Here is a 7,850-nt window from a genome sequence, read left to right on the forward strand (position 1 = left end):
CCGTGGCCGACGACGAGAAGAACCCGGCGCGCGCGATCATCACCGACTACGCGCAGGCCCACTTCCGGTACTTCCGCACCGCCGACGGCACCGTCTACGCCCAGAAGACCGGCCACCCGGTGGCCCGCCCGATCCGCTCCCAGGGCACCACCGGCAGCCACCGCCAAGAACTCATGGTCGGCCTGTACCGGGACGGGCTCGGCGCATTCAACGGCACCGCCATCAAGGAAGCGCTCGACCTGATCGAGGCACTCGCCCTCACGGAGGAGGTGCAGCCCGTCCACATCCGCGTCGCCCCCGGCTTCGACGGCGCCACCTGGCTGGACCTGGGCCGGGCCGACGGGCTGTCCGTGCGCATCCACCGCAAGGGTTGGGACATCCTCACCCCGGACCCGCGCGAGGTGTGCTGGCGCCGCACCCAGCTCACCGGAGAACTCCCGGTGCCCGTCAAGGACACCGACGGCAAGGGCATCGACCTGCTGCTGAGGCTGACCAACTTCGCCAACGCGGCCACCGAGTGCTTGGCCCTGGCGTGGCTGATCGGCTGCCTGGGACCGTCCGTGCCGGTCCCGGCGCCGTTCCTGACCGGCCCGCAAGGCGCGGGCAAGTCCACCGGCGGCCGGATGCTGGTGCGGATCATCGAGGGCATGACCGGTGACCTGCGCCGGGCACCGAAGGACGAGGAGAACCTCATCGCGGCGGTCGCGGCCGGGTGGGTCACCGCCCTGGACAACCTGTCCCACATGACCCCGGACCTGTCCGACGCCATGTGCTGCATCGTCACCGGCGCCGAGAGCGTCAAGCGGGCCCTGTTCACCGACGGGGACGTCCACCGCTCCAGCTACCGCCGCCCCCTGCTGCTGACCGGCATCGACGTCGGCGTCATCCGCCCCGACCTGGCCGAGCGGCTCCTGCCGCTCCGGCTTGAGCGGCCCAGTGCCCGGGTCACCGAGGCCGCTCTGTGGGCGGACTACGAAGAGGCCCTGCCCGTCGTGCTCGGCTCCCTGCTCGACCTCACGGTCAAGGTCCGCGCGGCCGACGCCGAGACCCCGACCGACCTGCGCATGGCGGACTTCGCCCACCTGTGCGCACAGCTCGACGTCGCGACCGGGTTCGGCGCGCTGCCTGCCTACCGGGCCAGCCTGGACGACCTGAACGATGACGTGATCGAGGGCGACCTGCTGGCGCAGACCGTCCTCACGCACGCCGAGACCATCGCCCCGGGCGCCGCCCAGCGCATGACCTCCACCGAGTGGCTGCAGCTCCTCAGCCGGGTCTACAGCGGCCCGGAGCTGCGTCCGCTGCCGAAGGGGTGGCCGACGACCGGCAAGGTGCTGTCCGACCGGCTCAAGCGGCTCCAGCCGACGCTGGCGGCCCGAGGCGTGCTCTTCGACGCTGGCCGGACCTTCGAGGGCCGGTACCTCGAACTGACCCGCCCGGCCGCCCCGCCGTCGGTCGAGCAGCACCCTTTGCTCTGACCCAGGTCACGGCTGAACAGCAAGAGGAGCACCGGCTGCCGCGCCGGGGGGTGCTCCTCTTGCTGTTCGGCGAAGCCGCTCAAAGGTCGTGCCGCGCAGCGGCTCCCTCTTCACGCCCTGAGGGCCCTGAACTACAACAGCCACCCCTCCTTTTTTCCTAAGTAGGAAATCCTGCGTCATGTGCGTCATGCGGGACGGAAAACGGCTCCTGACCTGCACGAAAGGCCATGACGCAGGCGCCGGGCGCTGCGTCATCCTGCGTCATGTGCGTCATGCGATGACGCAGGCCATGACGCACCCATGACGCACGCCCTGACTGCTGCGTCATGCAAAGCCCCAGGTCACAGCCCCACATGACGCTGATGACGCAATGACGCAGAAATCCCCACCTCGGACAACACACGCACTAGCTACCGCTACCCGTGCCACGGAGGGACCCGAGCATGACCACCGCCACGCCCAAGACTCGCCGCTCGGCCCGCACAGCCTCCGGCGGCCAGCCCGAGCCCACGCAGCCGGACCGCCTGCTGACCGTCCAGGAGGTCGCGGTCCTGCTCGGCACCTGGAAGACCAGTGGCGAGCGCTTCCCCCGCCGCCTGATCGAGGAGCGCCGGATCACTTTCGTGAAGGTCGGCCGGCTTGTCCGCATCCCCGAATCCGCTGTCACCCAGCTCATCGCTGCCAACACCGTGCAGCCCTTGGCCGCACGCCGTCCCGCCCGCAGGAGCGCCGCCTGATGCCCAGGAACAACCGTCGCCGTTTCGGCTCCGTCCGCCAGCTCCCCTCCGGCCGCTGGCAGGTCCGCTACTACGACCCGGAGACAGGCGAGCGCCGGCCGGATGAGGAGACGTACGCCACCAAGACCGATGCCGAGGTCAGACTCAGCCAGTTGGAGGCCGACATCACGCGGGGCGTGTGGGCCGACCCAGACGCCGGGAAGGTGAACTTCGGCGAGTACGCCACGACTTGGCTCAAGGATCGGAAGCTGGAGGAGACCACTCGGGAGCGGTACGAAGGCGTGCTCCGGCTCCACATCAAGCCGCCCCTGGGCGAGCGCTTCGTCTCCGAGATCACCCCGCCGCGCGTCCGAGCCTGGCGAACCAAGCTGCTGGACAGCGGTGTTGGCGAGCCGACCGTCGTCAAGGCGTACCAGATGCTGCGGGCCATCATGACCACGGCAGTGGACGACGAGCTGATCAAGCGCAACCCCTGCCGGATTCCCGGAGCGGACGCCTACGACGTGCCGGAGCGGCCCGTGCTCACCGTGCCCGAGGTCTACGCCGTGGCCGCCGCGATCCAGCCGCAGTGGCGGGCTCTCGTGCTCCTGACTGCCTTCACCACGCTCCGGCTGGGCGAGTTGGCCGCGCTCCGCCGGCGGGACGTCGATCCGGCGACTCGCGTCCTCTGGGTCCGCCGGAATCAGGCCGAGCTGAGCAGCGGCAAGCTCCTCACGAAGGCACCGAAGAGCCGGGCGGGATTCCGGCCGGTCGCCTTCCCGGAGATGATCGTGCCGGACCTGGAGCACCACCTTGAGCGCCACGCTGCGGCGGGCCAGGACGGGCACTTCTTCGTCGGACCGCGCGGCGGCAGGCTGCGCCGGAGCAACTTCCGGGACGACTGGATCGCCGCCCGAGCAAAGGCTGGCGTCTCGGGGGAGGTCCACTTCCACGACCTCCGGCACACGGGGAACACCCTGGCCTCGCAGAACGGTGCGAGCACCCGTGAGCTGATGACCCGGATGGGCCACAGCACCACCAAGGCCGCGCTGATCTACCAGCACATGACCAGTGACCGGGACCGCGCCATCGCCGACAGGATGGGCGACGCTGCTCGGCAGTCGCTGAGGAAGGACGCTCCACCGGAGGCTACGGGCACGGCTGGGGCACGGGAGGGATAGCGAGCCGCAAAGCCAGAGGCCCAGGTTCAGCGGGGTGTCCCCGCCGGCCTGGGCCTCTTTCCGCTTTTCGCACTGAGCCCCCTGTCGGGTTCGAACCGACGACCCCCGCTTTACAAGAGCGGTGCTCTGGCCAGCTGAGCTAAGGAGGCACGGTGACCGTCCGCGGCGCGGGGCCACGGCGGTACCGGGGGCAGTCTACCGGGCGGGGTGGGGGGCTCGGGGATGGATTCGGCGGGGCGAGTGGGGGGGCGTGATCGGAACGGTACGAGAGGGGGGCTGACAATCGGACGAATCGGCAGGTAGCCTCGGGGGACGCTGTCAGCTGATTGGTTTAGACCAGCAGGCGGCGCGACAACCCCACCTTTACTCGGATCGTCCGGCACGTTCCTGCCGGTGAAGGAGAACACAGTCATGGCCTCTGTGACCTACGACAAGGCGACCCGTCTCTACAGCGGGACCGAGAAGCCTGCGGTCGACGCCCTGGACCTGCACATCGAGGACGGCGAGTTCCTCGTGCTGGTCGGCCCCTCGGGCTGCGGCAAGTCGACCAGCCTGCGGATGCTGGCCGGCCTGGAGGACGTCAACGGCGGCGCCATCCGGATCGGCGACCGCGACGTGACCCACCTGCCGCCGAAGGACCGGGACATCGCCATGGTGTTCCAGAACTACGCGCTCTACCCGCACATGACGGTGGCCGACAACATGGGCTTCGCGCTCAAGATCGCCGGCGTCAACAAGGCCGAGATCCGCCAGAAGGTGGAGGAGGCCGCGAAGATCCTCGACCTGACCCAGTACCTGGACCGCAAGCCGAAGGCGCTCTCCGGTGGTCAGCGCCAGCGCGTCGCGATGGGCCGCGCGATCGTCCGTGAGCCGCAGGTCTTCCTGATGGACGAGCCGCTGTCGAACCTGGACGCCAAGCTCCGCGTCTCCACCCGTACCCAGATCGCCGGCCTGCAGCGCCGCCTGGGCATCACCACGGTCTACGTCACCCACGACCAGACCGAGGCCATGACCATGGGCGACCGCGTCGCGGTGCTCAAGGACGGTCTGCTGCAGCAGGTCGACACCCCGCGCCGGATGTACGACAAGCCCGCCAACGTCTTCGTCGCCGGCTTCATCGGCTCGCCCGCGATGAACCTGGTCGACGTCCCGCTGGTGGACGGCGGCGTGAAGTTCGGCGGCTCGGTCATCAACATCTCGCGCGACGACCTGGCCGGTGCCGGCAGCGACAAGACCGTGACGGTCGGCATCCGCCCGGAGCACTTCGAGATCGTCTCCGGCGGCGGCCTGGAGGGCGTGGCCGTGACCGTGAACGTGGTCGAGGAGCTCGGCGCGGACGGCTTCGTCTACGGCACCACCAAGGTCAGCGGCGAGGACAAGGACATCGTGGTCCGCGTGCACGGCCGTCAGATCCCGGCCAAGGGCGAGACCATCCACGTGGTCCCGACCGGTGGCGAGACCCACGTCTTCTCCACCAGCACGGGTGCCCGCCTGAGCGCCTGAGCACCTGTGTGACGGTGCGCCCCGGCAGACGGGGGCGCCGCCGCGGCCGACCGGGCGAACCCGCACCCGGCCGCTAGAACACCTGCCGCAGCCCCGTCGGACACCCGTCCGGCGGGGCTCGCTGCTTCGTCACTCGTCCGTGTGACGCGGTGTCTGCGGGCCCTCACACGGCGCTAACCTCGCTGGCGTGAAGCAGCTCGTTCGCCGCATCGGCCAGACCATCGCCCTCACCCTGCCCGTGATCCTGGTGACCACCGGCACCCTCGCCGTGACCCGGGTCGCCTGGGCCCCGCCCGTCGGGGACGACCAGCAGGTGGTCGCCGCCGCGAGCGGCGCCGGGCCGGGCATCGGCCGCACCGCGAGTGCGGGCACCGCCACCCAGCAGCACCCGGGGATGGCCCCGCAGGACGCGCTGCGCGCCGACCTGATGGACGAGCTGCGCACCCGCGGCGCCGCCTCCGCGCTGGACCTGCTGGAGCGCTCGATGCACGAGCAGCCCGCGCTCACCCCGTACTGCACCACGCTGGCCAAGGAATTGGGCCAGGCGACGCTGAAGAAGTACCAGGGCGACGTGCAGCGGGCCCGGTCCTTCGCCCGCCCGGTCTGCGACGGCTCGTTCGCGGCCGGCATCGGCAGCTGAGACCGCCGCCGTAGGGCCTGCCCCTACGGCGGGACGGGCCCGACCCTACGGCGGGACGGGCCCGACCCTACGGCGGCGCGCCTGACCCTGCAGCGGCGCGCCTGACGCTGCGCGCAGCGCCGGCAGCCCGCCGTCGGGCCCACGCCGATCGGGCCCGCCCCGCCCGACGCGCCCCGCCCCAACTCCGGCGCCACCACGGGTCGTCGGCCGTCCCCCCGGCCACCCGGGCCTATCCTGCCCACATGACCGGCATCGAGTACCCCCGCACCCCGCCCGCCGTCACCCAGGCCGTCATCCTGGCCGGCGGACAGGGCTCCCGCCTGCGCCCGTACACCGACGACCGACCCAAGCCGCTGGTCGAGATCCCCGGCACGGGTACCCCGATCGTGGGACACCAACTCGCCTGGCTGGCAGCCGAAGGCGTGACGGACGTGGTGATCTCCTGCGGCCATCTGGCCGACGTGCTGCAGGCCTGGCTCGACCGCACCGAACTGCCGCTGCGGGTCAGCACCGTGGTGGAGGCCGAACCGCTGGGCCGCGGCGGCGGGCTGAAGTTCGCCGCGAAGGGCCTGCCCCGCCCGGACCAGCCCTGGTACGCCACCAACGGCGACATCTGGACCAGGTTCAGCCTGCGCGAGATGGCCGCCTTCCACCACGAGCGGGACGCGCTGGCCACCCTCGCGCTGGCCCGGCCCCGGATCCCGTGGGGCGCGGTGGAGACCGACCGGTTCGGCAATGTGCTGGACTTCATCGAGGCCCCGCCCTCGCCCTTCCTGATCAATGCCGGCCTCTACGTCTTCGCCCCCGGCTTCGCCGAGCTGCTGCCCGACGTGGGCGACCACGAGCGCACCACCTTCCCCCAACTCGCCCGCGCCAAGCGGCTGGCCGGCTACCAGCTCCCGCAGGGCGTCTACTGGCGCGCCATCGACACCGCCAAGGACCTCACCGAGGCGGCCAAGGAGCTGGCGAGCAGCCAGCAGGCCTAGGGCCTGTCGACAGCCGCCAACGGGCTGCGCGCGACCAGCACTCGCGCCATCAGGCCTGACGGGTCGCCAGCAGCCCCCAGACGAGCCGTCAGCAGCCCCGACGAGCAGTCCACGGCCCCCGGAGAAGCAGAAGGGCGGGTGGCCCCCACCGTCAGGAGAGGGAGCCACCCGCCCGGTCGTGCACCGGCCGAGGGGTCACACCACCGGCCGCTGCGCCGCCCCGCCAGCGGGACCCGGCATGCCCAGCGGCGCGGGCAGCAGCTGCAGCGGCGGCCCGCTGCCCAGCACCCCGCCGATCAGGTTGCCACCGGTCGGGCTCGGCTTCGGGCCACGGTTGCCGGAGCCGGAGGAGCCGCCCGGCGTGCTGCCCGGGGTCGGCTGACCGGCGGCCGGACCGCCGGTCTGGCCCGGCTCCGTGCTCCGGGCGGTGGCCGACGGGTGCGGCTTGGCGCTGTGGCTGGCGGGGGCCGACGGGGTGGCCGGCGCCGACGGCGCGGCGGAGGTGGACGGCGGCGCCGACGGCGTGGCCGAGGGGTGCGGCGTGCCGGAGACCCCGTTGGCCGGCCAGACCGGCGTGCCGTAGTCGGTGGGCGGCGGGGTGCCCGGCTGGGTGCGGGCGCTGGAGCGCACCGCGGCGCCCAGCAGCGAGCCGAGCAGCAGGGTCATCCCGATCACCACGGTGGCCACCACGGTGCCCCGGCGCAGCACCCGCCGGCGCACCGCCCTGGGCGCCTGCGGGCCGTACCGGCGCCAGGCCTCCAGCGCCAACCGCCCGTCCAGCGAGGCGAACGGCGCACCGGCGATGAGCAGCGGGCTCCACGCGGCCAGGAAGATCAGGTCGGGCGTGTCGTAGACCGGCACGGCCCGCCAGCTGACGGTGAACAGCAGCGCCGCGGAGAGTGCCATCGCGGCGGCGGAGGCCAGCCGCTGCCACAGGCCCAGCAGCGTCAGCACGCCGACCACGACCTCGGTGAAGGCCACCGCCAGCCCGGAACCGACCGGGTGGGCCATCGCGAAGTCCAGCAGCGGCCGGGCCACCTGCCACGGGTGCAGCGAGGCGAGCCAGCGCATCATCGAGCCGCGGCTGCCGCCGTCGAAGTAGACGGGATCGCAGAGCTTGCTGAACCCGGCGTACACCGAGAGCGAGCCGAGCAGCAGCCGCAGCGGCAGCAGCACCAGGCCGAGGTCGACCCGGCGGCCCGGGTGCCAGGCGTGCCGGCTCGGCTCGCCGGTCGCCGCCGCCACCGCCGAGTGCTCGGGCAGTTCGCCGGTGGGCTTCCAGGCGGGCCGCACCGGTCGTTTGTTAGAGTCAGGCCGTGCGCCGGACGTCTTTGGTGGTGTTGATC

General features: G+C 72.0%; 7 protein-coding genes and 1 tRNA gene. 6 read left to right on the forward strand and 2 right to left on the reverse strand.

Annotated features, from left to right (window positions below):
* Positions 1–2: 2 nt before the first annotated feature.
* From ACFW1A_RS10065 to ACFW1A_RS10075, 3 genes are all read left to right on the forward strand, one after another.
* Positions 3–1,478 carry an ATP-binding protein gene (locus ACFW1A_RS10065; RefSeq protein WP_380407032.1) on the forward strand — a complete coding sequence of 492 codons (1,476 nt, stop codon included), beginning with the start codon at positions 3–5 and terminating at the stop codon, positions 1,476–1,478.
* Positions 1,479–2,002: 524 nt separating this feature from the next.
* Complete coding sequence (locus ACFW1A_RS10070) at positions 2,003–2,215, forward strand: excisionase family DNA-binding protein (RefSeq protein WP_380407046.1); 213 nt, start codon at positions 2,003–2,005, stop codon at positions 2,213–2,215.
* Positions 2,215–3,375, forward strand: a complete 1,161-nt coding sequence (locus tag ACFW1A_RS10075) for a tyrosine-type recombinase/integrase (RefSeq protein WP_380407034.1) — start codon at positions 2,215–2,217, stop codon at positions 3,373–3,375. Before ACFW1A_RS10070 ends, ACFW1A_RS10075 begins: the two co-directional genes overlap by 1 nt.
* Before the next feature lie 75 nt (positions 3,376–3,450).
* On the opposite strand, the gene ACFW1A_RS10080 is transcribed toward ACFW1A_RS10075, so the two are convergent.
* Positions 3,451–3,524, reverse strand: a tRNA-Thr gene (locus tag ACFW1A_RS10080).
* 262 nt (positions 3,525–3,786) lie between these two features.
* Here ACFW1A_RS10080 and ACFW1A_RS10085 point away from each other — a divergent pair.
* The 3 genes from ACFW1A_RS10085 to ACFW1A_RS10095 all read left to right on the forward strand — a co-directional run bounded on the left by ACFW1A_RS10085 (position 3,787) and on the right by ACFW1A_RS10095 (position 6,504).
* Positions 3,787–4,878 carry an ABC transporter ATP-binding protein gene (locus ACFW1A_RS10085; protein ID WP_380407036.1) on the forward strand — a complete coding sequence of 364 codons (1,092 nt, stop codon included), beginning with the start codon at positions 3,787–3,789 and terminating at the stop codon, positions 4,876–4,878.
* Between the two features lie 187 nt (positions 4,879–5,065).
* A complete protein-coding gene (locus ACFW1A_RS10090; protein WP_380407038.1) occupies positions 5,066–5,518 on the forward strand; it encodes a hypothetical protein in 453 nt (150 codons plus the stop codon).
* A gap of 242 nt (positions 5,519–5,760) precedes the next feature.
* Positions 5,761–6,504, forward strand: coding sequence for an NDP-sugar synthase (locus tag ACFW1A_RS10095; protein WP_380407040.1), 744 nt, complete (start codon positions 5,761–5,763; stop codon positions 6,502–6,504).
* A 195-nt stretch (positions 6,505–6,699) separates the two neighbouring features.
* Here the strand turns inward: ACFW1A_RS10095 and ACFW1A_RS10100 are convergent, their stop codons facing one another.
* Positions 6,700–7,797 carry a DoxX family membrane protein gene (locus tag ACFW1A_RS10100; protein WP_380407042.1) on the reverse strand — a complete coding sequence of 366 codons (1,098 nt, stop codon included), beginning with the start codon at positions 7,795–7,797 and terminating at the stop codon, positions 6,700–6,702.
* Positions 7,798–7,850 lie beyond the last annotated feature (53 nt).

The sequence above is a fragment of the Kitasatospora sp. NPDC058965 genome, assembly GCF_042741245.1.
Taxonomy (GTDB): Bacteria; Actinomycetota; Actinomycetes; order Streptomycetales; family Streptomycetaceae; genus Kitasatospora.

What these genes read in the sequence shown, in the direction of transcription:
- ACFW1A_RS10095 (WP_380407040.1), top strand. Translation starts at nt 5,761, where the DNA reads ATGACCGGCATCGAGTACCCCCGCACCCCGCCCGCCGTCACCCAGGCC.
- ACFW1A_RS10075 (WP_380407034.1), top strand. Translation starts at nt 2,215, where the DNA reads ATGCCCAGGAACAACCGTCGCCGTTTCGGCTCCGTCCGCCAGCTCCCC.
- ACFW1A_RS10085 (WP_380407036.1), top strand. Translation starts at nt 3,787, where the DNA reads ATGGCCTCTGTGACCTACGACAAGGCGACCCGTCTCTACAGCGGGACC.